General features: G+C 72.5%; 20 protein-coding genes. 8 read left to right on the top strand and 12 right to left on the bottom strand.

Features of this window, described 5'->3' with window-relative positions; translation table 11 throughout:
* Positions 1-33: 33 nt before the first annotated feature.
* From AB0I16_RS12505 to AB0I16_RS12490, 4 genes are read right to left on the bottom strand one after another with little or no spacing between them, the layout of a single operon-like run.
* Complete coding sequence (locus AB0I16_RS12505; RefSeq protein ID WP_363249302.1) at positions 34-1,206, bottom strand: XdhC/CoxI family protein; 1,173 nt, start codon at positions 1,204-1,206, stop codon at positions 34-36.
* Positions 1,199-3,322, bottom strand: coding sequence for a xanthine dehydrogenase family protein molybdopterin-binding subunit (locus tag AB0I16_RS12500; RefSeq protein ID WP_363249301.1), 2,124 nt, complete (start codon positions 3,320-3,322; stop codon positions 1,199-1,201). Before AB0I16_RS12500 ends, AB0I16_RS12505 begins: the two co-directional genes overlap by 8 nt.
* Positions 3,319-4,311 (bottom strand): xanthine dehydrogenase family protein subunit M, encoded by a 993-nt coding sequence (locus AB0I16_RS12495; protein WP_363249300.1) that lies wholly within the window; start codon positions 4,309-4,311, stop codon positions 3,319-3,321. The genes AB0I16_RS12500 and AB0I16_RS12495 overlap by 4 nt, the downstream gene beginning before the upstream one ends.
* Complete coding sequence (locus AB0I16_RS12490) at positions 4,308-4,850, bottom strand: 2Fe-2S iron-sulfur cluster-binding protein (protein ID WP_363249299.1); 543 nt, start codon at positions 4,848-4,850, stop codon at positions 4,308-4,310. Before AB0I16_RS12490 ends, AB0I16_RS12495 begins: the two co-directional genes overlap by 4 nt.
* 236 nt (positions 4,851-5,086) lie before the next feature.
* Here AB0I16_RS12490 and AB0I16_RS12485 point away from each other — a divergent pair, with 236 nt between their 5' ends.
* From AB0I16_RS12485 to AB0I16_RS12470, 4 genes are all read left to right on the top strand, one after another.
* The gene (locus AB0I16_RS12485; RefSeq protein WP_363249298.1) at positions 5,087-5,665 is read left to right on the top strand and encodes a TetR/AcrR family transcriptional regulator; all 579 of its coding nucleotides are present in this window, start codon (positions 5,087-5,089) and stop codon (positions 5,663-5,665) included.
* A 275-nt stretch (positions 5,666-5,940) separates the two neighbouring features.
* The gene (locus tag AB0I16_RS12480) at positions 5,941-6,636 is read left to right on the top strand and encodes a type 1 glutamine amidotransferase domain-containing protein (protein ID WP_363249297.1); all 696 of its coding nucleotides are present in this window, start codon (positions 5,941-5,943) and stop codon (positions 6,634-6,636) included.
* A gap of 2 nt (positions 6,637-6,638) precedes the next feature.
* A complete protein-coding gene (locus tag AB0I16_RS12475; protein ID WP_363249296.1) occupies positions 6,639-7,229 on the top strand; it encodes a helix-turn-helix domain-containing protein in 591 nt (196 codons plus the stop codon).
* Entirely contained in the window at positions 7,226-8,569 is a 1,344-nt protein-coding gene (locus AB0I16_RS12470) for an aldehyde dehydrogenase family protein (protein WP_363249295.1), read from the top strand. Before AB0I16_RS12475 ends, AB0I16_RS12470 begins: the two co-directional genes overlap by 4 nt.
* On the opposite strand, the gene AB0I16_RS12465 is transcribed toward AB0I16_RS12470, so the two are convergent.
* From AB0I16_RS12465 to AB0I16_RS12450, 4 genes are all read right to left on the bottom strand, one after another.
* Positions 8,566-9,225: a M15 family metallopeptidase gene (locus AB0I16_RS12465; RefSeq protein ID WP_363249294.1), complete on the bottom strand. Its 660-nt coding sequence runs from the start codon at positions 9,223-9,225 to the stop codon at positions 8,566-8,568. The two genes, AB0I16_RS12470 and AB0I16_RS12465, sit on opposite strands and share 4 nt — an antisense overlap.
* A 216-nt stretch (positions 9,226-9,441) precedes the next feature.
* Entirely contained in the window at positions 9,442-12,651 is a 3,210-nt protein-coding gene (locus AB0I16_RS12460) for a BTAD domain-containing putative transcriptional regulator (RefSeq protein ID WP_363249293.1), read from the bottom strand.
* Between the two features lie 410 nt (positions 12,652-13,061).
* Positions 13,062-14,426, bottom strand: coding sequence for an FAD-dependent oxidoreductase (locus tag AB0I16_RS12455; protein WP_363249292.1), 1,365 nt, complete (start codon positions 14,424-14,426; stop codon positions 13,062-13,064).
* Positions 14,427-14,663: 237 nt separating this feature from the next.
* Positions 14,664-15,086: a secondary thiamine-phosphate synthase enzyme YjbQ gene (locus AB0I16_RS12450; RefSeq protein WP_363249291.1), complete on the bottom strand. Its 423-nt coding sequence runs from the start codon at positions 15,084-15,086 to the stop codon at positions 14,664-14,666.
* Positions 15,087-15,254: 168 nt separating this feature from the next.
* Between AB0I16_RS12450 and AB0I16_RS12445 the strand changes: the two genes are divergently transcribed.
* Positions 15,255-16,364: an NAD(P)-binding domain-containing protein gene (locus AB0I16_RS12445; RefSeq protein ID WP_363249290.1), complete on the top strand. Its 1,110-nt coding sequence runs from the start codon at positions 15,255-15,257 to the stop codon at positions 16,362-16,364.
* Positions 16,365-16,540: 176 nt separating this feature from the next.
* Here AB0I16_RS12445 and AB0I16_RS12440 read toward each other — a convergent pair whose 3' ends face one another.
* From AB0I16_RS12440 to AB0I16_RS12430, 3 genes are all read right to left on the bottom strand, one after another.
* Positions 16,541-17,110: a DinB family protein gene (locus AB0I16_RS12440; protein WP_363249289.1), complete on the bottom strand. Its 570-nt coding sequence runs from the start codon at positions 17,108-17,110 to the stop codon at positions 16,541-16,543.
* 70 nt (positions 17,111-17,180) lie between these two features.
* Entirely contained in the window at positions 17,181-18,035 is an 855-nt protein-coding gene (gene mltG, locus AB0I16_RS12435; RefSeq protein WP_363249288.1) for an endolytic transglycosylase MltG, read from the bottom strand.
* 43 nt (positions 18,036-18,078) lie between these two features.
* Positions 18,079-19,884, bottom strand: a complete 1,806-nt coding sequence (locus tag AB0I16_RS12430) for an ABC transporter ATP-binding protein (protein ID WP_363249287.1) — start codon at positions 19,882-19,884, stop codon at positions 18,079-18,081.
* A 120-nt stretch (positions 19,885-20,004) separates the two neighbouring features.
* Between AB0I16_RS12430 and AB0I16_RS12425 the strand changes: the two genes are divergently transcribed.
* The 3 genes from AB0I16_RS12425 to AB0I16_RS12415 all read left to right on the top strand — a co-directional run bounded on the left by AB0I16_RS12425 (position 20,005) and on the right by AB0I16_RS12415 (position 25,048).
* Positions 20,005-20,448 carry a MarR family transcriptional regulator gene (locus AB0I16_RS12425; protein ID WP_363249286.1) on the top strand — a complete coding sequence of 148 codons (444 nt, stop codon included), beginning with the start codon at positions 20,005-20,007 and terminating at the stop codon, positions 20,446-20,448.
* Positions 20,449-20,493: 45 nt separating this feature from the next.
* Positions 20,494-23,421: an FAD-binding and (Fe-S)-binding domain-containing protein gene (locus AB0I16_RS12420; protein WP_363249285.1), complete on the top strand. Its 2,928-nt coding sequence runs from the start codon at positions 20,494-20,496 to the stop codon at positions 23,419-23,421.
* 226 nt (positions 23,422-23,647) lie between these two features.
* Complete coding sequence (locus tag AB0I16_RS12415; RefSeq protein ID WP_363249406.1) at positions 23,648-25,048, top strand: Gfo/Idh/MocA family oxidoreductase; 1,401 nt, start codon at positions 23,648-23,650, stop codon at positions 25,046-25,048.
* 144 nt (positions 25,049-25,192) lie between these two features.
* Here the strand turns inward: AB0I16_RS12415 and AB0I16_RS12410 are convergent, their stop codons facing one another.
* Positions 25,193-26,836, bottom strand: a complete 1,644-nt coding sequence (locus tag AB0I16_RS12410; protein ID WP_363249284.1) for a peptide-N4-asparagine amidase — start codon at positions 26,834-26,836, stop codon at positions 25,193-25,195.
* Positions 26,837-26,902: the final 66 nt, after the last annotated feature.

Below are 26,902 nucleotides of genomic sequence, written 5' to 3'. Positions count from 1 at the left end.
CCTGCCGCACCGCTACCCGGTGTGGCCGCACGATTACACCGTACGCATTCCGGGGCCCGCGCGGGACGGGCTTCGGCGATCCGCCGCCACGGTCACGTCGGGGTGGATCGGTGTGCGGGAGCCGGTCAGCGGGCGCCCCGTGCCTCCCTGGCGGACGGCGACGATCTCCGCGGCGATGGAGAGCGCGGTCTCCTCGGGCGTGCGGGCGCCGAGGTCGAGGCCGATGGGCGAGTGAAGGCGCGTCAGTTCCTCCTCGGTGACGCCGACTTCGCGGAGTCTGCGGTTGCGGTCCTCGTGGGTGCGGCGGGAGCCCATGGCCCCGACGAACGCGACGGGCAGCCGCAGTGCGGCTTCGAGCAGGGGCACGTCGAACTTGGCGTCGTGGGTGAGCACGCACAGGACCGTGCGGTCGTCCGTGGTGGTGCCTTCGAGGTAGCGGTGGGGCCAGTCGACGACGATGTCGTCCGCGTCGGGGAAGCGGACACGCGTGGCGAACACGGGTCGGGCGTCGCACACGGTGACGTGGTAGCCGAGGAACTTCCCGGCGCGGACCAGGGCCGCCGCGAAGTCGACGGCGCCGAAGACGATCATCCGGGGCGGCGGCACGCTCGACTCCGCGAGGACCGTCACGGCGCTGCCGCAGCGCGATCCGCTCTCCGAGACGACGAACTGCCCGGTGCGGCCCGCCGCGAGCAGCGCCCGGGCCTCCCCGGCCGCCGTACGGTCCAGGTCCGGGTGCCCGCCGAGGCTGCCCTCGGGCGCAGCGTCGGGGCGGACCACGAGGGGCCTGCCGAGCAGTTCGGCCGGCCCCTCGATGACGCGGGCCAGAGCGGTCGCGCCACCGCGGGCGGCCGCCGAGAGGGCGGCGGCGAACACCGCCCTGTCGGGTGCGTCGGCCCGGACCGGCGTGACCAGGACGTCGATGACACCGCCGCAGGTCAGGCCGGTCGCGAAGGCGTCCTCGTCGCTGTAGCCGAACCGCTCGACGACGGTCCCGCCCTCCCGCAGGGCGGTGACGCACAGGTCGTACACCGCCCCCTCCACGCAGCCGCCCGACACCGAGCCGATGGCCGTGCCCTCGCCGTCGACGGCCATGGCGGCGCCGGGGCCGCGCGGTGCGCTGCCGCCGACGCTCACGACGGTGGCGACCGCGAAGTCCCGGCCCTCACCGACCCAGCGGTTCAGGTCGTCGGCGATGTCAAGCACGCGGGCTGCCCGCCTGGATCACCCGGTCGGGGCGGATGGGCAGGTGCCGGTGGCGGACGCCGGTCGCGTGCCAGACGGCGTTGGCGATGGCCGCGGCGGCACCCACGATGCCGATCTCGCCGATGCCCTTGATCCCGATCGGGTCGTCGGGGTCGGGGTCGTCGACCCAGTCCGCCTCGATGTGCGGCACGTCGGCGTTGGCGGCGAAGTGGTAGCCCGCGAGGTCGGCGCCGACGTGCGCGCCGGTGAGCTGGTCCCTGACCGCCTCCTCGTGCAGGGCCATGGACAGGCCCCACGTCATGCCGCCGACGAGCTGGCTGCGTGCCGTCAGGGGGTTGATTATCCTGCCGGCCGCGTAGATGCCGAGCATGCGCCGCACCCGCACCTCGCCGGTGGCGACGTCCACGGCGGCCTCGGCGAACTGGGCGCCGTAGGAGTGCCGTTCCTTCTGGGCGAGCGCGCCGATGGCGGCGCCGGTGTCGGACCTGGTGGTGAGCCCCTGCGGCGGGATGTCACCGCCGAGCGCCAGTTGCTCGCGCAGCTCGGCCGCCGCGTCCCGCACCGCCCAGCCCCAGGAGCGGGTGCCCATCGAACCGCCGGCGATCGTCGCGGGTCCGAAGTCGCTGTCGGCGATGCGCACCCGGATGCGGCCGGGCTCCACCTCCAGGGCGTCGGCGGCGACCAGGGTCAGTGCCGTACGGGCCCCGGTGCCGATGTCGGAGGCGGTGATCCGCACGGTGAAGGTGCCGTCGGGCTCGGCGGTGGCGCTCGCCGTGGACGGGGCGACGATCACCGGGAAGGTCGCGGAGGCGACGCCGGTGCCGAGCAGCCAGCGCCCGTCGCGGCGCACCCCCGGGCGCGGGTCGCGCTCGGCCCAGCCGAACCTGCGGGCGCCCTCCTCGAAGCAGGCCGTGAGGTTGCGGCTGGCGAACGGCAGGCCGGAGACGGGGCCCACCTCCGGTTCGTTGCGGACGCGCAGCGCGATGGGGTCGATGCCGCACTTCTCCGCCAGCTCGTCGAGCGCCGACTCCAGCGCGAACGAGCCCGGGGCCTCGCCCGGCGCCCGCATGTAGGTGGGCGTCGGCACGTTCAGGCGTACGACGCGGTTGACGCTGTGGTGGGCGTCGGTGGCGTACATCGGGCGTCCGAACGAGGCGCTCGACTCGATGAACTCGTGGACGGTCGACGTCAGGTTCAGCCCCTGGTGGTCGACGGCCCGCAGCCGTCCGTCCGGCTCGGCGCCGAGCCGCACGCGCTGGGCGGTGGGGCTGCGGTAGCCGACCAGGGAGAACATCTGGCGGCGGGTCATGACGACGCGCACCGGCCGGTCGAGGACGGTCGCCGCCATCACGGCGAGGACCTGGTGGACCCGCAGGCCCTTGGAGCCGAAGGCGCCGCCGACGTGCTCGGAGCGCACCCGGACCGAGGCCGGGTCGAGGGAGAACAGCTTCGACAGCTCGTCCGCGATCCAGGTGCTGCCCTGGTTGGAGTCGACGACCTCCAGGCGTCCGCCGTCCCAGCGGGCCGTCGCCGCGTGCGGCTCCATCGCGTTGTGGTGCTCCTCGGGCGTGCTGTACTCGGCGTCCACCACGTGCGCGGAGGCGGCGAGTTCGGCCTCGACGTCGCCCTTCTCCACGCGCGTGCCGTCGCCCTCCGGCGTGTAGCTGTCGGGGCGCCGGAGGTGGAAGTCGACGTCGTGCGGCCTTTCGTCGTAGTGGACGACGAGCGACTCGGCGGCCTCCCTGGCCTGTTCGGAGGTCTCGGCGACGACGAGCGCGACGGGCCAGCCCGCGCAGGGGATCTCGTCGGTCTGGAAGACCGCGACGGTGGGGTCGGGGCGGCCCAGCATGCCCTCGTACGAGGCGTCCACCCGCGGGGCGTTGCCGTGGAACAGGACGTCGAGGACGCCCGGCATCCGCCGGACGGGCTCGGCCTCGACGGAGCGGATGCGGCCGTGGGCGACGGTGGAGAGCACCAGCCAGCCGTGGGCGAGGTTCGCGAAGGGCACCTCCGCGGCGTAGCGGGCCGCTCCGGTGACCTTCTCGACGCCCTCGACCCGGCTGTGCGCGGAGCCGACGGCGCCGGTGACCGCGGTGGGTCCGGTGGTCGTGGTCATCGGGCGGCCTCCTCGGCGAGTTCGGTGAGCACGGCCACGGTGAGGTTGCGCAGGAGCGTGACCTTGTAGCCGTTGCGGGGCAGCGGGTCCGCGGCGGCCAGTTCCGCGTCGGCCGCGGCGGCGAACGCCTCGGCGCTCGCGGGGCCGCCGGTCAGCGCCCGTTCGGCGGCGCGGGCCCGCCACGGCCGGGACGCGACCGCGCCATAGGCCAGGCGCACCTCGTGGACGATGCCGTCGCGCACGTCCAGGGCGGCGGCTGTCGAGCCGATGGCGAACGCGTAGGAGGCGCGCTCGCGCACCTTGCGGTAGCGGGAGGCGGCGGCGACCGGGGCGGGCGGCAGGGTGACCCCGGTGATCAGCGCGCCGGAGGGCAGCGCGGTCTCCAGGTGCGGGGTGTCGCCCACCGGCAGGTAGAAGTCGGCCAGCGGCAACTCGCCGGGCCCTTCGGCCGTTTCGTAGCCGACCACGGCGTCGAAGGCGGCCAGGGCCACGCCCATGTCGGAGGGGTGGGTGGCGACGCAGTGGCCGGTGGCGCCGAGGATCGCGTGGTTGTGGTGCTCGCCCGCGACGGCGGGGCAGCCGCTGCCCGGCACGCGCTTGTTGCACGGCTTGCTCACGTCGGTGAAGTAGCCGCAGCGGGTGCGCTGGAGGAGGTTGCCGCCGACGGTGGCCATGTTGCGGAGCTGTCCCGAGGCGCCCGCGAGGACGGCCTGGGCGAGCGCGGGGTAGCGGCGCCGGACCTCGGGGTGGGCGGCGAGGTCGCTGTTGGTGACCGTCGCCCCGATGCGCAGGCCGCCGTCGCCGGTGGACTCGACGCTGTCCAGGGGCAGTTCGCGTACGTCGATGAGGCGTGTGGGCCGCTCGACGCCGATCTTCATCAGGTCGACGAGGTTGGTGCCGCCGCCGAGGTAGCGGGCGTCGGGGTCGGCGCCGAGCAGGGCGACGGCCCCGGAGACGTCGTGGACCCGCTCGTATCCGAAGTCCTTCATACCGCCTCCTCCTCGGTGCGCGCGGCGCGCGCGACCGCCTGCACGATCGACACGTAGGCCCCGCAGCGGCACAGGTTGCCGCTCATCCGTTCGCGGATCTCGTCGGCGGTCAGTTCGGGCACGCCCGCTTCGGGCCGGACGTCGGTGGTGGCGGCGCTCGGCCAGCCGGCGGCGTGCTCCTCGATGACGCCGAGGGCCGAACAGATCTGGCCGGGCGTGCAGTAGCCGCACTGGAAGCCGTCGAGGTCGAGGAAGGCCTGCTGCACGGGGTGCAGCCGGTCGCCGTCGGCGACGCCCTCGATGGTGGTGATCTCGCGCCCCTCGGCGGCGACCGCGAGCTGCAGGCAGGAGACGGCGCGGCGGCCGTCGATCAGGACCGTGCAGGCGCCGCACTGGCCCTGGTCGCAGCCCTTCTTGGTGCCGGTCAGGTCGAGCCGCTCGCGCAGCGCGTCGAGCAGGGTGGTGCGATGGTCGACGGACAGCGTGTGCTTCTCACCGTTGACCTTGAGGGTGAGGGCACTGGACGTCGATGGAGCCATGAGCAGCCTTCTTTCGCGGATCGCGGAGGACGAGGCGGTCCCGGCGGTGGTGCGGGAAGCGGTGGCGCTGTACGAAGAGGGGAAGAGGAGCGGCTCGGAGGCACGGACCGCTCCGGTGGCGGTGTCTGCCGCTATGGTGACCCCAAGCGGACAGGTGTCCGTTAGCTTCAGAACTTAGTGGACAGCTGTCCGCTTAGCAAGGTCCAGACCGGCACGACAGGAAGAAGGAGACGCGAATGGGCCAGCATCGCGAGGGCCCGTTGCGCTCCGACGCCCAGCGGAACCGCGAGCGCATCCTGGAGGTCGCCCTCGCCGAGCTGACGCGGGCGAGCGACGCGCCGCTGAGCGTGATCGCCAAGAAGGCGGGCGTCGGCCAGGGGACCTTCTACCGCAACTTCCCCAGCCGTGAGGCGCTCATCCTGGAGGTCTACCGCTACGAGGTGGGACAGGTCTCCGAAGCCGCCTGCCAGCTGCTGCACACCCGCCCCCCCGACCAGGCCCTGCGGGAGTGGATGGACCGCCTCGTCCAGTACGCGATGGCCAAGGCGGGACTCGTCGACGCCATCCGCAAGGCGACCAGCGCCCGCGGCAGCCTGGCCGGAGTGGGGTACGGCCCGCTGACCGAGGCCGTCGCCCTGCTCCTCGACGCGAACGAGAAGGCGGGCACCATCCGCCCCGGCGTGACACCGGACGACTTCCTGCTCGCCGTCGCCGGCCTGTGGCAGATCGACCCGCACGGCGACTGGCAGGGGCGCGCGGAACGGCTCATGGACCTGGTGATGGACGGTCTGCGGGCCGGCGCGCCGGGGCGCTGAACCCGTTCGGCGGTACGGCGCCACACCGGTGCGCGGCCCGCCGCCGACCCGCCCCGGCCCGCTCGCCGGGCGCTCGGACCCGCTCTCCCGGTGCGATCCGGCCCGCTCTCCCGGGTGCGCCCATCGGTCTGCCGATACCTCCCATCGGTTTCCGCATTGGATACCTATGTCCGATCGGTCTACCTTCGAGAGGTCGCCGTACTGACGTTCTGCACACGGAATGTCAGACCCTCGGACGACCGGCCCCCCTCGTCGTCACCCTCGGAGAGCACACCATGTCGAAGATCCTTTTCGTTGTCACCGGCGCCGACCAGTGGACGCTGGCCGACGGCAGCAAGCACCCGACCGGCTTCTGGGCCGAGGAGGCCGTCGCGCCCTACCAGGCGTTCAAGGCCGCGGGCCACGAGATCGTCGTCGCCACCCCCGGCGGCGTCGTCCCGACCGTCGACCGCGGCTCGCTCGCCCCGGAGGCCAACGGCGGCCAGGAGGCCGCCGACGAGGTGGCCGCCGCCCTCGACGGCTTCACCGAGCTCAAGAACCCGGTCGACCTCGCCGCGGTGGACCTCGCCGACTACGCCGCCGTCTTCTACCCCGGCGGCCACGGCCCCATGGAGGACCTCGCCGTCGACGCCGACTCCGGCAGGCTCCTCGTCACGGCTCTGGAGATCGGCATGCCGCTCGGCGTGGTCTGCCACGCCCCCGCCGCCATGCTCGCCGCCACCAGGGACGACGGCACCAACGCCTTCGCCGGGTACCGCCTGACCGGCTTCACCAACGCCGAGGAGACCCAGGCGGGCCTCGCCGACAAGGCGAAGTGGCTGCTCCAGGACCGCCTCGTCGAGGCGGGCGCCGACTTCCAGGAAGGCGAGCCCTGGGCGCCCAAGGTCGTCGTCGACCGCAACCTCGTCACCGGCCAGAACCCCGCGTCCTCCGCCCCGCTCGCCGCCGAGCTCCTGAAGAAGCTGGCCTGACGATGGCCGCCGACCGGCTCGACGAGGTCCTCGACGCCGCCTACGACTGCCTGACGCGGTACGGCGTGCGACGCACCACGATGGACGACATCGCCGCCTCCATGGGCGTGTCCCGGTCAGCCGTCTACCAGTACGTACGCGGCAAGGACGACGCCTTCCGCCGGCTCGCCGGGCGCCTGCACGACCAGGCGCTGCGGCGGGCCGGGGAAGCGGCCGCCGCCGACGCGCCCGCCGAGGAGCGGCTGCACGGCATCCTCGCCGCCAAGCTCGACCTGGTCCTGCGCCTCGGCCAGGACTCCCCCCACGCCCCCGAACTGGCCGACGGCCGGGCCCGCCTCTTCGGCGCCATCTGCACGTCGTTCACCACGGACCTACGGGACCTCCTGACGGCCCTGTTCGACGAGGAGGGCACCGCCGACGGCGTCGAGCCGCCGCAGGCCGCCGACATCTGCGTGGCGCTCGTCGTCGGCCTCGAATCCGTGCCGGGCGCCCGCGAGCTGCTGCGCCCGGCATCCGCCGCCCTGGCGGCCGGGCTGCTCGGCACGGGCCCCCCGCACCCCCGCACCCCCACCCCCCAAGGAACGCAACGATGAGCACCACCGCCACCCCCGCCCCGGGCACCGAGGACATCCCCGCCCTCGTCGCCCGCCTCCGCGCCGCCTTCGCCACCGGCCGCACCCGGCCGCTGGCCTGGCGCGAGGAGCAGCTCACCCGGCTGCGCGCGCTCCTCACCGAGAACCGCGGCGCCATCACCGACGCCCTCTACAGCGACCTGCGCAAGCCCCGCCCCGAGGCGTCCGCCGCCGAGGTCGACTTCCCCGTACGCGAGATCGACCACACGCTGGCCAATCTGCGGGTGTGGCTGGAGCCGTACTCCCTCGACCAGGCCGCCCTCGCCGGGCTGCCCGCCGGGTCCACGGCCGGCACGCTCTACGAGCCGCTGGGCACCGTCCTGGTCATCGCTCCCTGGAACTACCCGGTCCAGCTCTCCCTGGTGCCGGTCGCCGGCGCGCTCGCGGCGGGCAACGCCGTCGTCCTCAAGCCGAGCGAGGTCTCCCCCGCCACCTCGGCGCTGATGGCACGCCTGCTGCCGCGGTACCTGGACCCCGAGGCGGTCGCCGTCGTCGAGGGCGACGTGCCGCGCACCACGGAGCTGCTCGCGCAGCGCTTCGACCACATCTTCTACACCGGCAACGGCACGGTCGGCCGCATCGTGATGCGTGCCGCGGCCGAGCACCTGACCCCCGTCACCCTGGAACTCGGCGGCAAGTCCCCGGTGTTCGTGGACCGGGACACGGACGTCACCGCGGTGGCCGCCCGCCTCGCCGACACCAAGTTCCGCAACTCCGGGCAGACCTGCGTCGCCCCGGACTACGTCCTCACCGACCCGGACACCGCCCGCGCCCTGGAGAGCGCCCTCGCCGAAGCGGTGGAGAAGCTGTTCGGCCCCGACCCGCAGTCGTCGCCCGCCTACGGGCGCATGGTCAACCAGCGGCACTTCGACCGCGTCGCCGCGCTGCTCGACTCCGGCACCACGGCGTTCGGCGGGCAGACCGACCGCGACGACGTCTACATCGCGCCGACCGTCCTGACGGGCGTGAGCGGCGACGACCCCGTGATGCGGGAGGAGATCTTCGGCCCGGTCCTGCCCATCGTGGAGGTCGCGGACCTGGACGAGGCCATCGCCTTCATCAACGACCGGGACAAGCCCCTGGCCCTCTACGGCTTCACCGGCAACGAGACCACCCGGCACCGCCTCGCCACGGAGACCTCGTCCGGCGGGCTCGGCTTCGGCCTCCCGATGGCCCACCTCCGCCTGCCCGAACTGCCGTTCGGCGGGGTCGGCGAGAGCGGCATGGGCAACTACCACGGCCCGCACTCGCTCGCCACGTTCAGCCACCGCCGCGCGCTGCTCGACGTGCCGCTCGGTTAGAGGGACCCGCGGGCCACCGGCCCGTAGCGGGCGGCGGGGGCACCGGTCGACAGGGCCCAGTAGCGGTCACCGTAGGACCAGTGCCACCACTCCGTGGGGTAGTTGACCAGGCCCGCCGCGCTCAGGGCCGCCCCGAGGACGGAGCGGTTGCGGCGGGCCTCGCCGGAGATGCCGTCGCACCGCGTGTAGCAGGCGCCGCCGCTCTCCTCGGGGCCCGCGTTGACCGGGGTGCCCAGGTCGAGCTCGGCGCCGTCCGCCGTGCACAGCGTCAGGTCCACGGCCGCGCCCGCGACGTGCGGGCCCACCTCGGGCGGCGACAGGGAGCGGCTGGTCTGCGCGCGCAGGTGCTCGGCCGGCCACTCGGGGTGGGCCGCCCGCAGCTCGGCCGCGTACTCCTCGAAGTACGCGATCTGCAGGGCCAGCGGGCGGTAGCCCTCGGTGGCGAGCAGACACAGGCCCGCGGGCAGCAGGTGCGCCGCGTGCGCGAGACGGTCCGCGACGCCCTCGCGGAGCCGGGCGTAGTGCCCCGCGTCGTCGGCGAGGCGGTGGTCCACCCGGAGGAAGTCCAGGCCCCGCAGGTCGACCAGGGGCTCGCCGCACTCGTGGACCGGGATGCCGACCACGCGCGGATCGTTCATGAGGATGATCGGCGGCATGCTCGGCCCTTCGTGGCGGTCGCGGCTCCCGCACGCGGTACGGCCCATACGGCCGACAGGCTCGGTCGTATGGGCCGTTGCGAGGCAACAGTGGCCCTTCCCCCGTTGGTTCCCCCGTTGCCGTCGGCCCCTTGGAAGCCGCCGACACGTCGAGCGTGCCGTGGCCCGCTGCAAATTCTCTGCAATTCCGCGCCAAGCGGGCCGGGGGACGAGGGGTCAGCCGCTGCCCCGTTTCTCGTCCCGCTCCCGCGCCTCGTACGCGACGAAGACGTCCCGCGCCTCGGCACGCAGCGCGAGCGCCCCCTCCCGGTCCCCCGCGGCCTCCCGCGCCGCCGCGAGATCGCGCAGGGTACGCGCGCGGGGCAGCGGCAGTTCCAGGGCGGCCCACAGGTCCGCGGCCCTGCCGAGGAGCTGACCGGCGGCGTCGAGGCGGCCCGCGGCCAGCTCGCACTCGCCGAGCGTCCGCAGGGTCAGGGCCTCGCCGAAGCGGTCGCGATGGGCGCGGCAGACGTCCAGGACGTCCCGCAGCTCGGCGACGGCCTCGTCGCCTCGGCCGAGACGCAGCCGGCACTTGGCACGGGCCTGGACGGCGTAGGCCGACATGAGCGGGTCCCCGGTGGCGCCCAGGAGGTCCACGGCGCGGTCCGCGAGCCGCTCGGCCCGCTGGTAGTCGCCGAGCGCCCGGTGCACGAGGCTCAGCGAGCGCAGGGTGAGCGCCTCACCGCGACGGCTGCCGAGCCTGCGGTAGGCCCGCAGGGACTGTTCGAGCAGGGTGAACGCGGCCTCGTGCTCGCCCAGTTCGAGGTGGACGGAGCCCGCGAATCGGCAGGAGAGCCCGGTGCCCGGGTCGTCGCCGAGCGCGCGGAAGACCTCCACGGCCCGGCCGAGGACGTCGAGCGCGGCCCGCAGCCGACCCGCCTCGCGCAGGGCGCTGCCGAGTCCGGCGAGAGCGGCGGCCCGGCCACGTTCCTCACCGAGGTCGGAGCAGAGCTCGGCCGCCTGCCGGAAGTAGAGCTGCGACTCCGCGAACCGGTCCTGTTCGTAGCGGAGCTGCCCGATGCCGATGAGCAGCAGCGCCTCGCCGGAGCGGTCGTCGGCGCGGCGGGCCGCGGCCAGCGCCGCCTCATGGCTGCGCCACCACGCCTCGAAGCGGTTGCCGACCGCGTAGGCGGACGAGCAGAGGGCCGCCGCCGCCTCGCAGGCCAGGGTGTGCAGATCGAGGGCGGCGGCGCGCTCGACGGCCGCGGCGAACGCGTCGGCCTCGGCCTCGAACCAGGCGGCGGGGTCCTTGAGCGCCCGCCGGGTCACACCGGGTCCGGCGGGGCGCACGAAGCGGTCCGACGCGCCGGAGGCGGCGTGGGCGGGGTCGAGCACCCCGCGGTGGAGTTCGACGGCTCCGGACGGCGTGGCGGAGGCGACGCGCCCGATGAGCCAGAGCCCGGCGCCGAGGGTCCGGCCCACGGCGGCGGAACGTTCTTCGGGGGTGTCCTCGGCCGCCGCGCGCTCGGCCACGTAGACCCGTACGAGGTCGTGCGGTCGGTAGCGGGGCTGTCCCGCGCGGTCGACGGAGGTGCAGTGCAGGAGCTGGGCGTCGATGAGCTGCTCGACGACGCGGTCCGCCGTCGCCTCGTCCGCGTCGAGCAGGGCGGCGACCATCCAGGACGCGACGTCGGGCGCGGCGAGCAGTCCGAGGCGGCGCAGGGCGGTGCGGGCCGGACCGTCGAGGGCGCGGTAGCTCAGGCCGAGGCCGGCACGGACCTCCAGATCGCCTACGGCCAGTTCGTCCAGGCGGTGGCGTTCGTCGGCGAGGCGTTCGGCGAGGGTGCGGGCCGTCCAGTGCCTTCGGGTGGCGAGCCGGGCGCCGGCGATGCGCAGCGCCAGCGGGAGGCCGCCGCAGAGCTCGACGATGCGGCGCGCGGCGTCGGGCTCGTCGCGGACCCGCCGCTCCCCCGCGACCCGGGCGAGGAGTTCGGTGCCGGGTGCGGTGTCGAGCACGTCCAGGTCGGTGCGGTGGGTGCAGGGCAGGGCGCCGAGCCGGGCGCGGGCGGTGATCAGGACCCCGCAGGTGGCGCTGCCGGGGAGCAGCGGACGCACCTGGGACTCGCTGCCCGCGTCGTCGAGGACGAGCAGGACGCGCCGCCCCGCGACCAGGCTGCGGAAGAGGTCCCCGCGTTCGGCGTCGCCCTCCGGCGGGTCGGCGCCGAGGGCGCGCAGGAGGCGGCCGAGGACCTCACAGGGGGGCACGGGGTCGGTGGCGCCGCGCAGTTCGGCGTAGAGCTGCCCGTCGGGATAGGCGTCGGCGACCCGGTGGGCGGCCGTGACGCCGAGGACGGACTTGCCGACGCCGCCGGGTCCCGTCACGGCGACGACGGGCATGGCCTCGCGCGCCCCCTGCCCCCTCAGGGCGGCGCACACCTCGCGCAGGTGCGTCTCGCGGCCGGTGAGGTCGCCGATGGCGGGCGGCAGCAGGGCGGGGGCCGGCGGTTCTCCCATGGTCTTGGGGCCGACGGCCGTGGGAGCGGTGGCTGTGGGGCCGACGGCTGTGGGACCGGCGGCTGTGAGGCCGGCGGCTGTGAGGCCGGTGGTTGTGGGGCCGGTGGCTGCGGGGCTGGTAGTTGTGGGACCGGTGGCGCCTGTGCGCTCGGGGCGCCACCCCTCGGCCGTGCTCTCCGCCGCGGGCAGCAGCCGCTCGTCCCCGCGCAGGATGGCCTGGTGCAGCGCGCGCAGCTCCGGGCCCGGATCGATGCCCAGCTCCTCGGCGAGCACGGTGCGCCCCTCCGCGTACACCGCGAGGGCGTCGGCCTGGCGGCCCAACCGGTAGAGGGCGAGCATCAGCTGGCCACGCGGGCGCTCGCGCGTGGGGTGTGTGGCGACGAGGGCGGTCAGCTCGGCGACCAGTTCCCTCTCGCGGCCGGTCCGCGCCAGGTCGGCGGCGATCCGCTCCTCCAGGGCCGCCTGCCGGGCCTCCTCCAACTGGTCGGCCATGGCCCGCAGGGTCTCACCGATGCCGCCGAGGGCGGGTCCGCGCCAGAGCGCGAGCGCCTCGCTCAGGAGCCGGGCGGCGCCCGCGTGATCGCCCGCGGCGGCCGCCTGCCTGCCCTGCGCGGTGAGCCGCTCGAACGCGGCGCGGTCGACGACATCGGCGTCCGCGTGGATGAGATAGCCGGGCGGCCGTGTCTCGATCACGTCGGCGGAGAGCGCCCTGCGCAGGGCGGACACATAGGACTGGATGAGGGAGCGCGCGGTGTCCGGCGGGCTCTCGCCCCAGATCGCGTCGATCAGGGCGTCGGCCGACACCACCCGGCCCGGCTGCAGCAGCAGGGCCGCGAGCAGCGCCCGCGGCTTGGGGCCGCCCAGGGTGAGGCGGCGGCCTTCGCGCCATGCCTCGACCGGCCCCAGCAAGCGGTAGTGCATGTTCGTTTCCACGCCCGTCCCAAGGCTCCTTGCCCCGTACCGCCCCCACTTCTCGTCCGCTCCCGGCCCGCTCCCGAACCATCCCCGCGACCACCCCCGACCGACTGGTCATGGTACGTCCGCGGGGGCGTGACCGGCGTGGGAGGAAGAGCGATTCCGGCCATACGGTCACGGGACGGCGAAAGGCCGTCGGCCCCGGGACGGTGGTCACCGGGGCCGACGGCCTTGGAGGCGGAGAGGGGTGCTGGTGCCTGGCGTTGCCGCCTGGCGCCTGGCGTCCGGCATCTGGCGTCTGGCGTCTGGCGTCTGGCGCCTGGCGCCTGGCGTCGACGCGGGCCGCTGCTCGATGCCTGCGCGCGGCTCGACGCCCGCGTGCCGCCGGACGCTTACGCACCGTCAGACGCCTACGCACCGTCAGACGCTTACGCGCCGCTCGCGTCCAGCATGTCCTCGCGCTCGACGAGCTTCACGCGCTCACGGCCCTGCGGCTCGCCCAGCGCCTTCTCGGCCGCGTCGAGGCGGTACCAGCCCTCCCACGTGGTGAAGCGGACGTTCCGCTCGGCCAGGAAGGCGTCCACGGCCTCGGGGGCGGGCGCCTCCGGCGTGAGCAGACGGCCGTTCTCGTGGTCGTCGATGAGGCTGGCGACCGTCTCGTTGGCGTCACCCTTGGTGTGACCGATGAGGCCGACCGGTCCACGCCGGATCCAGCCGGTGACGTACGTCGACGGCATGTGCGCGCCGGACTCCTCGATCACCCGGCCCGCCTTGTCCGGAACGGTTCCGGACGCGATGTCCCAGGGCAGCTTCGGCAGTTCGTCGGAGAGGTAGCCGACGGCACGGTAGACCGCGCCGAGGTCCCAGTCCTTGAACTCTCCGGTGCCCTTGACGTTGCCGGTGCCGTCGAGAGCGGTGCGCTCGGTGCGCAGGCCGACGACCTTGCCGTCCTCGCCGAGGATCTCCACGGGCGACTCGAAGAAGTGCAGGAACAGCTTGTGCGGGCGGTCGCCGACGTCGCGGATCGCCCAGTTCTCCAGCGTCTTGGCGACCATGTCGGCCTGCTTGTTGCCGCGCCGCGTGGCGATCGAGCCGTCGTCGTAGTCGATGTCCTCGGGGTCGACGATGACCTCGATGTTCGGCGAGTGGTCGAGCTCCCGAAGCTCCATCGGGCTGAACTTGGCCTGCGCGGGGCCGCGACGCCCGAAGACGTGCACCTCCAGCGCCTTGTTGGCCTTGAGGCCCTCGTGGACGTTCGGCGGGATCTCGGTGGGCAGCAGTTCCTCGGCGGTCTTGGCGAGGATGCGCGCCACGTCGAGCGCGACGTTCCCGACACCGAGGACGGCGACCTTCTCGGCCTCCAGGGGCCAGGTCCGCGGCACGTCGGGGTGCCCGTCGTACCAGGAGACGAAGTCGGCGGCCCCGTACGAACCGTCGAGGTCGATGCCGGGTATGTCCAGCGCGCGGTCGGCCGTGGCCCCGGTGGAGAAGATGACCCCGTCGTAGAAGCCGCGCAGGTCGTCGAGGCTGATGTCGTTCGGGTAGTCGACGTTGCCGAAGAGGCGGATCTGCGGCTTGTCGAGCACCTGGTGCAGGGCCGTGATGATGCCCTTGATGCGCGGGTGATCGGGGGCTACGCCGTAGCGGATGAGACCGAACGGCGCCGGCATCCGCTCGAAGAGGTCGATCGACACACCGGGATCGACGGCCACTGCGGACTTCAGCAGCGCGTCGGCAGCGTAGATCCCGGCGGGGCCGGCTCCGACAATGGCTACCCGCAGAGGGCGAGGCATGTTCAGGTTCCCTTCGAGCGGTTGCGGGGGATGACGCACGAGGAAGCCTAAACTAAGGCAAGCCTAAGTCAGTAGCCGGGTCGATCTTATGACCTCATAAGGCGACCTTATGGGGTCACCCATGCGCGACTTATGGGCGGACCTGCGGGGAGCGTGCTCCGAAGTTCGCCACGAAGGGCGGGCGGGCGCGTGAGGCAGGCAGGGCACCCGCGCGAGGCAGGCAGGGCAGGCGCGGGCTCACCCGAGGAAGCTGAGCCTGACCTTCCGGTCGGGGTTGTCCACGTTGGTGTCCACGAGGCACACCGACTGCCACGTCCCGAGCTCCAGCCGGCCGCCGACCACCGGCAGCGTCGCGTGCGGCGGAACCAGCGCGGGCAGGACGTGATCACGGCCGTGACCCGGACTGCCGTGGCGGTGCTGCCAGCGGTCGTCGGCCGGAAGCAGCGTGTGCAGCGCGGCGAGGAGGTCGTCGTCGCTGCCGGCGCCGGTCTCCATGATCGCGATGCCCGCCGTCGCGTGCGGCACGAAGAGGTTCAGGAGGCCGTCGCGACCGGCCGCGACCTCATTCAGGAAGGCCTCGCAGTCGCGGGTCAGATCATGGACCGTCTCGGTGGAGCCGGTGGCGACCCGGAGGACTCGGGTGGTGAACGCATCGGACATACCCCCATCCTCCCCCATCCGGCCTGCCGCACTCAGCCCGGTACACGACACGCGGCCTCCAGCCGCCCCACTCGGCCAGGCCCCGGTCGCACCGGGCGGCCCCGGTTCGCACCGGGCGGCTCCGGCCACAGCGGGAAGATCCGGCCGCCCCGCCGGGTTAGTAGAAGCGTGAACGACATCGGGGTACGAGAGGCGGCGGGCGACACGGCCGCGCACGAGGTGGACGTCGTCGTCATCGGCGCCGGGCAGGCGGGCCTGTCCGGCGCCTACCACCTGCGGCGGACGGGCCTCGAACCCGGCCGGGACTTCGTGGTCCTCGACCACGCGCCCCGGCCCGGCGGCGCATGGCAGTTCCGGTGGCCCTCCCTGACCTACGGCAAGGTGCACGGCATGCACGCCCTGCCGGGCATGGAGCTGACCGGCGCCGACCCCGCGCGGCCGTCCTCCGAGGTCATCGGCGAGTACTTCACCGCGTACGAGGAACGCTTCGACCTGCGGGTACGGCGTCCCGTCGACGTCGGCGCGGTACGGGAGGGCGACGGCGGGCGGCTGCTCGTGGAGACCTCGGCGGGCACCTGGTCGACGCGTGCGCTGATCAACGCCACGGGCACGTGGGACCGGCCGTTCTGGCCCCGCTACCCCGGTCAGGAGACGTTCCGCGGACGCCAGTTCCACACCGCCGTCTACCCCGGGCCCGAGGCCTTCGCCGGACAGCGGGTCATCGTCGTCGGCGGTGGCGCGTCGGGCACCCAGCACCTGATGGAGATCGCTCCCCTCGCCGCGGAGACCACCTGGGTCACCCGGCGTCCACCGGTCTTCCGCGAGGGCCCGTTCGACGAGAACTGGGGCCGCTCGGCCGTCGCCATGGTCGAGGAGCGCGTACGTCAGGGCCTGCCGCCGCGCAGCGTGGTCTCGGTGACCGGCCTCCCGGTGAACGACGCGATCCGCGAGGCGCGGGCCGCCGGGGTCCTCGACCGGCTGCCGATGTTCGACCGCATCACACCGACCGGCGTCGCGTGGGACGACGGGCGCCGGGTCGACGCGGACGTCATCCTCTGGGCGACGGGCTTCCGCGCGGCGATTGACCACTTGGCGCCGCTTCGCCTGCGCGAGCCGGGCGGCGGCATCCGCATGGAGGGCACACGCGCCGCCGCCGATCCCCGCGTCCACCTGGTCGGCTACGGCCCCTCGGCAAGCACGATCGGCGCCAACCGGGCAGGCCGAGCCGCCGTACGTGACATCCAGCGGTTGCTCTCGGAGGCGAGAGCGACCGTCTGAGGCACCCGGCCGGCCCGCGCCGGCCCGGGTGAGACTCGTCCCCCGAGGCGGCCGGCGATGAAGCGGACCCTGGGCGGCCGGCAGTGAAGCAATTCCCCAAATGGCCGACAATGAAGCGAGTCCCGAAACGGCCGGCGATGACGCGAGTGCGGCCTGCCGAGCGAGTGAGGCCGGGCCTACTGGCCGACGCGCCCGTCGACGCACTCCCGCAACAGGTCCGCATGGCCGCAGTGCCGGGCGTACTCCTCGATCCTGTGCACCATCAACTCGCGGATGGAGACCCGGTCCTTGCCGACGCGCGCGCCCAGGTCCTGGTGCTCGGCCAGCGCGGCGTCGGTCGTGGCCTGCTCTCGCTCCAGGGCGGCGAACGCGGCGTCGACCTCGGCCGGGTCGGCGACGGCTCCGTCGAAGTCCGCGTCCTTCTCACCGTACAGCTTCGGCACCGGGTCGCCCTCGGTCAGCCAGTTGCGCCAGTCCCGCTCCACCTCGACGAGGTGCCGGACCAGGCCCAGCAGCGACATCGTCGACGGCGGGACCGACCTGCGGGCCAACTGCTCCGCGTCCAGCCCCTCGCACTTCATCCGCAGGGTCAGGCGGTAGTTGACCAGAAAGTCCAGCAGTGTCGCCAACTCGCCGTCCGGGGTCCCTCCACTGTTCTCACGGGGGTCGTCGTCCGGGTCGGCCCACATGTCGGGGTAGACACTCGCCTGGGTCCATCGTGCCGCTGGATCGCTCATGCGCCTCATGGTGGTCCCTGCCGACGCGGGTTCGCCAGTGATTTTGTTTGCCTCGCAGCCGCAACGGTCCTGCCGTCCGTCAGCTCCGCTTGCTCACCTCATTGAACTCCTCCACGTTCCGCTGGTGCTCCTCGTACTTCGCCGTGAAGCGCGTATCACCCGGCCTCACCGTCACGAAGTACAGCCAGTCCCCCGTCGGCGGGCCCGCCGCGGCCCGCATCGCCTCCGCACTCGGATTGCCGATCGGCGTGGGCGGCAGACCCATGCGCGCATAGGTGTTGTATGGACTGTTGATCTTCGTGTCACGGTCGCTCGTGCTCAGTGTGAAGCGGTTGAGGGCATAGTTGACGGTGGAGTCCATCTGCAGGGGAATCCCCTGGTCAAGACGGTTGTAGATGACGCGGGCCACCTTGCCCATCTCCTGCCGGGAACCCGCTTCCGCCTCGATCACGCTGGCGATGGTGACCGTCTGGTAGACGCTCATCGCGTGGTGGTCGGCGCCCGCCGTGGCGCTGCCGCCGCCGTACTTCTTGTTCGCGGTGTCGACCATGTACGAGAGCACGGACTCCGGGGTCGACCGGGGACTCAGCGGGTAGGTCGCCGGGAAGAGATACCCCTCAGGATTGCCGCCCGCCTCGGCGGGAAGCTTCAGCCCGGCCCTGGGGACCGCCCGCTGTGTGGTCCCGGCGGGCACACGCAGGGCCTTGTCCACCGCTCGGTACACCTGCCCCGCCCGCCAGCCCTCCGGGATGGTCAGCGTCTCGGGCCGCCGCACGTCGTCGTCCGGCAGCAGCAGTGGTACCGCCACGGCCACGGCGGTGGCCGCCACGACGGCTCCGCCCGCGATCAGGGCGATGCGCCCCCGTCGCGTCAGCCGAACCTTGCCGCGTCTCGTGCCCCGTCCCGTGCTCCAGCGCGGAGTCTTGATCTGCATATCGGAACGTTACCCCGCAAATGGGGGCATTCTCTGCATATATTCATGTCGCTGGCTCCAATTGGGCGTCGCGGCGGACGAGGGCGGCATAACGCCCGTCACACTCCATCAGCTCCTCGTGCGTCCCCCGCTCGGCGGTGCGCCCGCCGTCCAGGACGACGATCTGGTCGGCGCCACGAACGGTGGAGAGCCGGTGGGCGATGGTCAGGGTCGTGCGGTCGGCGGAGAGGGCGTCGATGGCCTCCTGCACCGCCCGCTCCGTACGCGTGTCCAGTGCGCTGGTGGCCTCGTCGAGGATGAGGACCGGCGGATCGCGCAGGATGGTGCGCGCGATGGCGAGCCGCTGCTTCTCCCCGCCCGAGAAGCGGTGACCGCGCTCGCCGACCACCGTGTCGTACCCGTCGGGCAGCGACGCGATGTGGTCGTGGATCTGCGCGGCACGGGCCGCGGCCGTCAGCTCCTCGTCGGTGGCGTCGGGCTTGGCGAAGCGGAGGTTGTCGGCGACCGAGGCGTGAAAGAGATACGTCTCCTGGGAGACCACCCCGACCGCGCGGGCCAGCGTGTCGAAGTCCAGGTCACGCACGTCGACCCCGTCGAGGGTGACCCGGCCGCCCGTGACGTCGTACAACCGGGGCACGAGGTGGCTCAGGGTGGACTTCCCCGAGCCGGTCGGCCCGACCACGGCCAGACTGCCGCCGGCGGGTATCGTCACGTCGATGCCCTGGAGGGTGGGCGCCGACTTCTCGTCGTAGCGGAACTCGACGTCCTCGAAGCGCACCTCGCCCTTGACCTTGTCCAGGCGGACGGGGTTCTCGGGCTCGGTGATGTCGACGTCCAGGTCGAGGTACTCGAAGATGCGCTGGAAGAGCGCCAGCGACGTCTGGATCTGCACACCGGTGGAGAGCAGGCTCACCGTCGGCCGGAACAGACCCTGCTGGAGCGAGACGAAGGCGACGAGCGTGCCGATGGAGACCGTCGGGCCACCCATCTGGAAGGCGAGGCCCGCGCTCCAGTAGATGACGGCGGGCATGGCGGCCATCACGATCGAGATGACGGCCATCCGCCAGCGGCCCGCCATGTTCGAGCGGATCTCCAGGTCGACGAGGCGCTCGGACTCGCCGGCGAAGGACTGGGTGAGCGAGTCGGCCCGGCCCATCGTGCGGCCGAGGACGATGCCGCTCACGGAGAGCGACTCGGTGACCGTCGCCGCCATCGCTGCCATCTGCTTCTGGCGCTGTGTCGCGATCTTCTTGCGCTCGCGGCCGACGCGGCGGCTGATCCACACGAACACCGGGAGCAGCAGCAGCGAGACGACCGTCAGCCGCCAGTCGAGGGCGAGCATGGCGACGATCGTGGCGACCACGCTCGTCAGGTTCGACACCAGGGACGTGGCGGTGGATGTGACGGTCGCCTGCATGCCGCCGATGTCGTTGGCTATCCGGGACTGGACCTCACCCGTGCGGGTGCGGGTGAAGAAGGCCAGGGACATGCTCTGCAGGCGGCCGTAGACCGCGGTGCGCAGGTCGTGCATGACCCGCTGGCCCACGGAGGTGCTGATCAGGGTCTGCAGCACGCCGAAGACGCTGGTGACCACCGCGCTGATGATCATGCCGAGCGCGAGCAGGCTCAGCAGGCCCGTGCGTCCCTGCGGGATCGCGGTGTCGAGGATCTCCTTGAGCAGGAAGGGGGTGGCGACCGAGACCAGGGACGCGGCGCAGACCAGCAGGCCCACGAGCGCGAGGCGGCCGCGGTAGGGACGGAAGAGGCGGAGGATGCGGCGCATCTGGCGCGGCGGTTCCTGGCCGGGGGCCTTGGGTGGCGGCGTCCAGGTGGGTTCGTCGTGGCGCATGGACTCCTTTCGGATGCCAGTGGCGGTCGGCGGTCGGCAGACGTGACCGAGGATGACTTGGAGAGCATAGCTCACTGTTACCTATACTCACAATGCACAAGGTCCTGGTAAAGTTCCCGCATGAACACCCCGGATCCCGACGGCCTGCTCGCCGAACAGTTGCTGCGGCTGACCCGCAGACTGCAGCGGATACAGAAGCGCCATCTGGTGCCGGTCGGTATCACGCCGGCGCAGTCCCGCCTGCTGCGCACCCTCGCGCACTACGAGACGCCACCCCGTATGGCGGACCTCGCCGAGCGCCTGGAAGTGGTCCCCCGCGCCGTGACGACGCTGGTCGACGGCCTGGAGACGGGCGAGCTGGTCCGCCGCGTGCCCGACCCCACCAACCGCAGGGTGATCCGCATCGAGCTCACCGATGCCGGCCTCAAGGCCCTCGGCAAGCTGCGCCGCGCGCGCCGGGCCGCCGCGGAGGACATCCTGGCTCCATTGGACACAGAGCAGCGAGCGCAGCTGGGCACCCTGCTGAACGCGCTGTTCGACGTCCCGGACGTCCGGCGCTGCTGACACGTCCGTACCGCAGCCCGAGGACCGCAACCGCCGAGGAGAGCCATGCCGCTGCTGGAGCCCGAGCCGGACGCCCTGCGCCCCACGACGCGCGACGGAGGCCCGGCGGCCGACCGCGTGCCGGACGGACGGGCCACCGGTACCCCCGAGCCGCTGCGTTCCGAGCTGATCGCGCTGCTCGGCGCGGACAAGGTCCTGACGAAGGTCTCCGACCTGGTGCGGTACGCGTCGGACGCGAGCCCGTACCGCTTCCTGCCGCAGGTCGTGGTCGTCCCCGAGGACGTGGACGACGTGTCGGCGGTCCTCTCGTACGCGCACGGCAAGGGCCGCGAGGTCGTCTTCCGTGCGGCGGGCACCTCGCTGAACGGCCAGGCGCAGGGCGAGGACATCCTGGTCGACGTCCGCAAGCACTGGTCCGGCATCGAGGTGCTCGGCGGGGGCGAGCGGGCGCGCATCCGCCCCGGCACGACGGTGGTGCGCGCCAACGCCACGCTCTCCCGGTTCGGCCGGGTCCTCGGCCCCGATCCGGCGAGCGCCATCGCCTGCACCCTCGGCGGCGTCGTGGCGAACAACGCGTCGGGCATGACGGCGGGCACCACCCGCAACTCCTACCGCACGGTCGCCTCGCTGACGTGCGTCCTGCCCTCGGGCACGATCGTGGACACGGCGGCCCCGGACGCCGACGAAGCGCTGGCCCACGCGGAGCCGGCCCTGTGCGAGGGCCTGCTCGCGATCAAACGCGAGATCGAGGCGGACGCCGATCTCGTGGCCCGCATCCGCGCCAAGTACCAGCTCAAGAACACCAACGGCTACCGCCTGGACGCCTTCATCGACGGCTCGACGCCCGTGGAGATCCTGCGCGGTCTGATGGTCGGTTCCGAAGGCACCTTCGGCTTCATCTCGGAGATCGTCTTCGACACTCTCCCGCTGGACCGGTTCACATCCACGGCCCTGCTCTTCTTCCCCTCGCTGACCGCGGCCGCCGAGGCGGTGCCGGTGTTCAACGCCGCGGGCGCGCTCGCCGTCGAGCTGATGGACGGCAACACCCTGCGGGCCTCGGTCAGCGTGCAGGGGGTGCCGGCCGACTGGGCCGAACTGCCGAAGTCGACCACCGCGCTCCTGGTGGAGTTCCGCGCCCCGGACGAGGCGACGTGCGAGGCGTACGAGGCCGCGGCGGCCAAGGCTCTCGAAGGCCTGGAGCTGGTGGCGCCCACGCCTTCCGTGACGAACACGTTCACGCGCGACGCCAAGACCATCGGCGGCTACTGGAAGGCGCGCAAGGCATTCGTCACCGCCGTCGGCGGCTCCCGCCCCTCGGGGACGACCCTGATCACGGAGGACTTCGCGGTGCCGCCGGGACGGCTCGCCGAGGCCTGCGAAGCCCTGCTGGAGCTGCAGACACGGCACGGCTTCGACACCGCCGTCGCGGGCCACGCGGCCCACGGCAACCTGCATTTCCTGCTCGCCTTCGACGCGGGCCTGCCGTCGGACGTGGACCGCTACGCCGCCTTCATGGACGAGTTCTGCCGTCTGACCGTGGAGCGGTTCGACGGCAGCCTCAAGGCCGAGCACGCCACGGGCCGCAACATCGCGCCCTTCCTGGAGCTCGAATGGGGGCCGAAGGCCACCGAGCTGATGTGGCGCACCAAGCAGGTCATCGACCCCGACGGGGTCCTCGCCCCGCGCGTCGTCCTCGACCGCGACCCGAAGGCCCATCTGCGCGGCCTGAAGACCATCCCCAAGGTGGAGCTCATCGCGGACCCGTGCATCGAGTGCGGCTTCTGCGAACCGACCTGCCCGAGCGAGGACCTCACCACGACACCGCGCCAGCGCATCGTGCTGCGCCGCGAGATGATGCGCCAGCCCGCGGGCTCCCCCGTCGAGGACGGCCTCGTCGACGCGTACGGCTATGACGCCGTCGACACCTGCGCGGGCGACTCCACCTGCAAGCTGGCCTGCCCGGTCGGCATCGACACGGGTGCCCTGATGAAGGACTTCCGGCACGCCCGGCACTCACCCCGCGAGGAGCGGCTCGCCGCGCTGGCCGCGAAGAACTTCAAGGCCGTCGAGGCATCCGCCCGGCTCGCCGTGGCCGCCGCGGACCGCATCAGCGACCGGCTGCTCACCGCGGTGACACGAACGGCCCGCAAGGCGGTCCGCCCCGACCTCGTCCCGGAGTGGCTGCCGCAGATCCCCGGGGCCGCCGCGCGCAAACTGCCGCGCACCACACGCGCGGGGGCGTCGGCCGTCTACTACCCGGCGTGCGTCAATCGCATCTTCGGCGGTCCCGAAGGCCGTCCCCTCCCCTCGCTTCCCGAAGCCGTCGTCGCCGTCTCCTCGCGCGCCGGCAGGCCCGTCTGGATCCCGGACGACGTCGCGGGCACGTGCTGCGCGACGATCTGGCACTCCAAGGGCTACGAGGCCGGCAACAGGCTCATGGCCAACCGCATCGTCGAGGCGGCCTGGGGCTGGACCGCGGGCGGCCGTCTGCCGCTGATCGTCGACGCCTCGTCGTGCACGCTCGGCATCGCGCAGGAGGTGGTGCCGTATCTGACCGCCGACAACCGCGCGCTCCACCACGAGCTGACAGTCGTCGACTCGATCGTCTGGGCGGCCGACGAGCTGCTCCCCCGTCTGACCGTGCACCGCAGGATCAGTTCGGCCGTCCTCCATCCGACCTGCTCGATGCAGCACCTCGGCGACGAGGCCCAACTGCGCGCAGTCGCGGAGGCGTGCGCGGACGACGTGACCGTGCCGGACGACGCGGGGTGCTGTGCCTTCGCGGGCGACCGCGGCATGCTCCACAAGGAGCTGACCGAGTCGGCCACGCGCCGGGAGGCCGCGGAGGTCGCGGGCCGCCCCTTCGAGGCGCATCTCTCGGCGAACCGCATGTGTGAGATCGGCATGGACCACGCGACGGGGCGGGGGTACTACTCCGCGCTGCTGGAGCTGGAGCGCGCGACGCGCCCGTAGTGGCTGCCGGTGACCGGTGGGCATCACTCCGGAAGTCCATGAAGTCATGGCGGAAGTCCAACCCCCTGGCCACTTCCGCCCCTTGCATCCCCCGTGGCAGCCCTAACAGGGTGGCTTCCGCCCCAGTGGCAGAGACCAGCCGCCTTACAGCTACGGAGGTCCGATGCACGACGAGAACGCGACACCGACTCCCGAGAGCGCGACCCCTGCCGGTCCTGACGAGGGCATGACGGGCGACGGCCACTCGCGCCGCGCGGTGCTCCGCACGGCGGGGCTCGCCGGGGCCGGGATCGGCATCGGCGCCTTTGCGTCCGGCACGGCGCACGCCGCGTCAGACGCCGCCCCGACCGCCGAGGACACGGCGCAGGCCCCCGCCCGTAAGGGCCGCACGATGATCGGGGTGCCGTTCGAGCGGCGCTCCACGGTCAGGGTCGGCATCATCGGGCTCGGCAACCGCGGCGGCTCCATGATCGACCTGTTCCTCGCCGTCCCGGGCGTGCGCGTCGTGGCCCTGTGCGACCCGGTCAAGGACAAGACCGCGGCCGCCGCGAAAAAGGTCACCGCCGCGGGCCAACCGGTCCCGGCGACGTACACGAAGGGCGAGCACGACTACGAGAACCTCTGCAAGCGCGGGGACATCGACTTCGTATACGTCGCCACACCCTGGGACTTCCACTTCGAGATGGCCAAGTCGGCGATGCTGAACGGCAAGCACGTCGGTGTCGAGTGTCCCATCGCCCTGCGCCTCGACGAGCTGTGGCAGCTCGTCGACCTGTCGGAGCGGACGCGCAAACACTGCATGCAGCTCGAAAATTGCTGTTACGGCAGGAACGAGATGCGGGTCCTGCGGATGGCCCACGCGGGCAAGTTCGGCGACCTCCTGCACGGTGCGGGCGCGTACAACCACGATCTGCGCGGTCTCATGTTCGACCCCGACTATTACGAGGGCCCCTGGCGCCGCCTCTGGCACACCCGGCTCCGCGGCGACCTCTACCCCAACCACGGCTTCGGCCCCGTCGCCAACTACATGGACGTCAACCGTGGTGACCGCGCCACCCACATCTCCAGCTTCGGCACGCCCGCTCTCGGTCTCGCCCAGTACCGCAAGGAGCACATGCCCGCGGGCGACCCCAGCTGGAAGGAGACCTACATCGAGAGCGACCGCACCATCAGCCTCGTGCAGACGGCGAAGGGGCGCGTCATCCGTTTGGAGCACGACGTCTCGACCCCGCATCCGTACAGCCGCATCAACAGTCTGGGCGGCACGAACGGCGTCTTCGAGGACTACCCGGAGCGCATCTACATCGAGCCCGACCACACGAACGACGAGTGGGGCGACTTCGCCAAGTACGCCGACTTCGACCACTGGCTGTGGAAGGAGCACTCCAACCCGCCGGGCGGCCACGGCGGCATGGACTACATCATGGTCTTCCGGCTGATGCAGACCATGCGGCTCGGCCTCGTCCCGGACTTCGACGTGTACGACGCCGCGACGTGGACGGCGCCCGTGCCGCTGAGCCACCTCTCGATCAAGGCGAAGGGCGCACCGCAGGCGATACCCGACTTCACCCGTGGGCTCTGGAAGAAGGCGCGCCCGGGGATGGACTCGGAGAAGCCGAAGGAGTAGCGGCCGCCGGGCGGTTCTCCGGGTGGCCGGATGCGGGCCGGGACCATCGGCGGACGCTCGTATGCCGCCGCTGGCCCCGGCCCGCCGGGGAGCGCAATGCCCTGTCGCTGTCGCTGTTGTCGCCGCTGAGGCGGTCGTTTTCGTTCAGCAGCGGCGCCGGTCGACGGTCAGCGCGCCCTGTTCCGTGGCCAGCGTCCGGTCGTGGCAACCGCCGTCGCCGTACTGCCGATAGCGCTCGCGGGAGGTGCCCACCGCATGGCGCTCCTCACGGGGCGCGGTGGCGGTGTACGTGGCATCGCCGTCGTAACGATCGTCGGTCACGGACCGGCCGGTGCGCCGACCGTCGGTGACCGTGACGCTCTCGGCACGGTCACCGAGTGAGATCTCGGTGCGCAACCGGTCGTCGGCGCCCAGCGTCGTGGTGCCGTCCATCGTGTACGTGCGGTCGGTCCGCACCGCGCGACCGTTCACGGTGACCGTCTCGCGATCGGACCAGGTGGCCTTGAGCGCGTCCAACGCCTCTCCCTCGGTCCACCGGTGTGCGGAGGTGTTGGCCAGGGCCCGTGTCACGGTCGTCGTGACGCGGCCGTGCGAGGTGTTCACGTGGCCGGAGACCGTGAGACGGTGGCCGCCCTTCGTGTCGAGCCGGTGCGCGCTCCCCTCGGTGGATGCCGGGGTGTACGTCGTGTCGTTGGCGAGGCGTCCCGCGTCGTGCCTGGTCAGTTTGCCGGTGACGTGCTCGCTCCGCTCGTCCTGCCAGACCAGGACGTTCACCGGGAGGCTCCAGCCGGTCTGAGCCTTGGGCACACCGATGACGGAGACCTCGACCTTGTGCGGCCGTCCGTCGTTGAGGATCCCGGCGAAGGGCGTCAGGTCGTACTCGATGGGCTTGATGTCGAAAGCGCGGGGCCCCGGGATCACGTACCAGAGGAAGGGGTTGGACCATCCGCCCGTCCACACGGTCGGGAACGGTGCGGCGATGCCCGCCACCTGCCCGTCCACCGTGACCTGCACCTCACGGTAGGGACCTTGGTCGGCCTTGCAGGAGTAGGGGGCGGCATCCGGAACCGTCAGATACCAGTACTCCTCACAGCCTCCGCCCGAGCCGGTCGCGTAGACCTCGGCGACGATGCGTTCGCTGTTGCGTGGGGTGGTGAGAGCGGAGTCGTCACCGAGGGGCAGGACGCGGTCGGGCACCGCACCTCCGGACCCGGCACCGGGTTTCTTCTCGGGCCCGGCCCCGGTGTTCTTCTTCCGCTCGTAGAACGTCAGCGTCACCCTGACGTCGATGATCCCGGTGTACGTCTCATTGACGACGTTGCCGATCAGCATCTCGACGCTTCGGTTCTGGCGCAGCGTCTCGCTGTAGCGGGTGACGTCCTTCTCCACGGACCAGCTGATGCCGTCGGCGGACGGCTCCGGCGTGGACGTACGGAATACCTCTACGCCGCCGATGCGCAGGTACCCGAGCCGGTCGTACTGTCTGCCCTTCACCTTGCCGTCCAGGCGCAGCACCACCTTGCCCCAGCGGTCCCCGCATCCGCGCGGCGGCGCGTAGTCGCCCGTGTAGGGCGTGAAGTCCTTGAACTGCGCCTCGGCGACGGTGACCTCACAGGATTTGGTGTGCGGCTTCTCTATCGGGGGTGCGGCGGTGACCGGGTCGTGCCAGTCGGTGCCGAACTCAGGAGGAGCGGGAGGCTTCGCGGCCGCCGTGGACTGGCCCGTGCCAAGGAGCGTGCCTGCGGCGACGACCACCCCAACGAGCATGGACATGACGCGTCTTCTCATGGGGGTGTTCTATGGGGCGGCGGGTGATCACCGCAATGGGGTCTCGGGTGCGACAAGAGCTCGGGG

This window comes from Streptomyces sp. NPDC050703 (assembly GCF_040654435.1).
In the GTDB taxonomy this organism is placed as follows: domain Bacteria; phylum Actinomycetota; class Actinomycetes; order Streptomycetales; family Streptomycetaceae; genus Streptomyces.
This window is presented reverse-complemented; position numbering and strand designations above follow the sequence as displayed.

Bases quoted from the DNA above. Each gene is read 5' to 3' on its own strand.
- AB0I16_RS12500 (WP_363249301.1), bottom strand. From the start codon at position 3,322: ATGACCACGACCACCGGACCCACCGCGGTCACCGGCGCCGTCGGCTCC.
- AB0I16_RS12495 (WP_363249300.1), bottom strand. From the start codon at position 4,311: ATGAAGGACTTCGGATACGAGCGGGTCCACGACGTCTCCGGGGCCGTC.
- AB0I16_RS12490 (WP_363249299.1), bottom strand. From the start codon at position 4,850: ATGGCTCCATCGACGTCCAGTGCCCTCACCCTCAAGGTCAACGGTGAG.
- AB0I16_RS12485 (WP_363249298.1), top strand. From the start codon at position 5,087: ATGGGCCAGCATCGCGAGGGCCCGTTGCGCTCCGACGCCCAGCGGAAC.
- AB0I16_RS12480 (WP_363249297.1), top strand. From the start codon at position 5,941: ATGTCGAAGATCCTTTTCGTTGTCACCGGCGCCGACCAGTGGACGCTG.
- AB0I16_RS12475 (WP_363249296.1), top strand. From the start codon at position 6,639: ATGGCCGCCGACCGGCTCGACGAGGTCCTCGACGCCGCCTACGACTGC.
- AB0I16_RS12470 (WP_363249295.1), top strand. From the start codon at position 7,226: ATGAGCACCACCGCCACCCCCGCCCCGGGCACCGAGGACATCCCCGCC.
- AB0I16_RS12465 (WP_363249294.1), bottom strand. From the start codon at position 9,225: ATGCCGCCGATCATCCTCATGAACGATCCGCGCGTGGTCGGCATCCCG.
- AB0I16_RS12455 (WP_363249292.1), bottom strand. From the start codon at position 14,426: ATGCCTCGCCCTCTGCGGGTAGCCATTGTCGGAGCCGGCCCCGCCGGG.
- AB0I16_RS12450 (WP_363249291.1), bottom strand. From the start codon at position 15,086: ATGTCCGATGCGTTCACCACCCGAGTCCTCCGGGTCGCCACCGGCTCC.
- AB0I16_RS12440 (WP_363249289.1), bottom strand. From the start codon at position 17,110: ATGAGGCGCATGAGCGATCCAGCGGCACGATGGACCCAGGCGAGTGTC.
- mltG (WP_363249288.1), bottom strand. From the start codon at position 18,035: ATGCAGATCAAGACTCCGCGCTGGAGCACGGGACGGGGCACGAGACGC.
- AB0I16_RS12430 (WP_363249287.1), bottom strand. From the start codon at position 19,884: ATGCGCCACGACGAACCCACCTGGACGCCGCCACCCAAGGCCCCCGGC.
- AB0I16_RS12425 (WP_363249286.1), top strand. From the start codon at position 20,005: ATGAACACCCCGGATCCCGACGGCCTGCTCGCCGAACAGTTGCTGCGG.
- AB0I16_RS12420 (WP_363249285.1), top strand. From the start codon at position 20,494: ATGCCGCTGCTGGAGCCCGAGCCGGACGCCCTGCGCCCCACGACGCGC.
- AB0I16_RS12415 (WP_363249406.1), top strand. From the start codon at position 23,648: ATGACGGGCGACGGCCACTCGCGCCGCGCGGTGCTCCGCACGGCGGGG.
- AB0I16_RS12410 (WP_363249284.1), bottom strand. From the start codon at position 26,836: ATGAGAAGACGCGTCATGTCCATGCTCGTTGGGGTGGTCGTCGCCGCA.